This window comes from Acinetobacter sp. UBA3132 (assembly GCF_002364825.1).
In the GTDB taxonomy this organism is placed as follows: Bacteria; Pseudomonadota; Gammaproteobacteria; order Pseudomonadales; family Moraxellaceae; genus Acinetobacter; species Acinetobacter schindleri.
On record NZ_DEZM01000198.1, the window covers coordinates 1 to 1,841 of the forward strand.

Genomic DNA, 1,841 nt, shown 5'->3' on the forward strand with positions numbered 1-1,841 from the left:
AGTGTCATCACCTGGGAAGTCGTAAGTAGAAAGAAGTTCACGAACTTCCATTTCAACTAGCTCAAGAAGCTCTTCGTCGTCTACAAGGTCGCATTTGTTCAAGAATACAACGATGTAAGGTACACCTACCTGACGAGAAAGAAGGATGTGTTCACGAGTTTGTGGCATTGGACCATCAGTCGCAGCACATACAAGGATCGCGCCGTCCATCTGAGCAGCACCAGTAATCATGTTTTTAACATAATCGGCGTGGCCCGGGCAGTCTACGTGAGCGTAGTGACGAGTTGGAGAATCGTATTCTACGTGAGAAGTGTTAATGGTAATACCACGTGCTTTTTCTTCTGGTGCAGAGTCAATTGCAGCGTAGTCTTTCGCTTCACCACCGAATTTCTTCGCACATACAGTTGCAATCGCAGCTGTTAAAGTTGTTTTACCATGGTCAACGTGACCAATTGTGCCCACGTTAACGTGTGGCTTATTACGTTCGAACTTAGCCTTAGCCATGAGATCTTCCTTTTTGAACTGCTCATGCAGGATCACTGCATGAGCGCTTGGTTTTTAACTATGAATTAGTTTGGGCTTATAGTAATCGAAAGATTACTCGTCGTCACCTTTTTTACCGCCAGACTGGAACTTAGCGATGATGCCTTCAGCCACGTTACGTGGAGTTTCAGCATATTTAGCAAATTCCATAGAGTAAGTCGCACGACCTTGAGACATAGAACGCATATGAGTTGCATAACCGAACATCTCAGCAAGTGGAACTTCAGCTTTAATTGCTTTAGTACCACCAGGTAGATCGTCCATACCCTGAACCATACCACGACGACGGTTTAAGTCACCCATGATATCGCCCATGTAGTCTTCTGGAGTTTCTACTTCAACTTTCATGATAGGTTCAAGAAGAACAGGATCTGCTTTCATGAAACCGTCACGGAAGGCATAAGAACCAGCCATCTTGAACGATAATTCGTCAGAATCGACATCATGGTAAGAACCATCGAACAATGTCGCTTTGATGCCAACTACTGGATAACCAGCAAGGACACCATTCTTCATACGTTCTTGGATACCTTTGTCAACTGCACCGAAGAATTCTTTAGGTACTACACCACCTACAACTTCTTCAGCGAATTCGTATTCTTTACCAGCTTCAGGATCAAGCGGTTCTAAACGTACGTATACGTGACCGAATTTACCTTTACCACCAGTTTGACGTACGAACTTACCTTCTTGCTCAACAGTCTTTTTGATTGTTTCGCGGTAAGCAACCATTGGTTTACCAATGTTCGCTTCAACGTTGAATTCACGTTTCATACGGTCAACGATGATGTCAAGGTGAAGCTCACCCATACCAGCAATAATGGTTTGACCAGATTCTTCGTCAGTACGAACGCGGAATGATGGATCTTCCTTAGCCAAACGACCTAAAGCGATAGACATTTTTTCTTGGTCAGCTTTAGTTTTTGGTTCAACAGCCAATGCAATTACTGGCTCTGGGAATTCCATACGCTCTAGAGTGATGATGTTTTTCTCATCACATAGTGTATCACCAGTAGTTACGTCTTTAAGACCTACACACGCAGCGATGTCACCAGCACGGATTTCTTCAACGTCTTGACGATCGTTCGCGTGCATTTGCACGATACGGCCGATACGTTCACGTTTAGATTTAACCGGGTTATAAACAGAATCACCTTGTTTAAGAACACCAGAGTAAACACGTACGAAAGTTAAGTTACCTACGAATTTGTCGTTCATGATTTTGAACGCAAGTGCAGAGAACGGAGCTTCGTCAGATGCTTCACGAATCGCTTTAGTTTCAGCTTTGTCGTCAAGAA

Annotated in this window: 2 protein-coding genes; both read right to left on the bottom strand. The window is 43.8% G+C overall.

The window, feature by feature from the left end; genetic code table 11:
- Positions 1-504, bottom strand: a 504-nt coding sequence (locus B4033_RS11030; protein WP_286833963.1) for a GTP-binding protein, incomplete at its 3' end; no start/stop codon positions are given.
- A gap of 93 nt (positions 505-597) precedes the next feature.
- Positions 598-1,841: elongation factor G (fusA, locus tag B4033_RS11035; RefSeq protein WP_286833965.1), on the bottom strand; the 1,244-nt coding region annotated here is incomplete at its 5' end.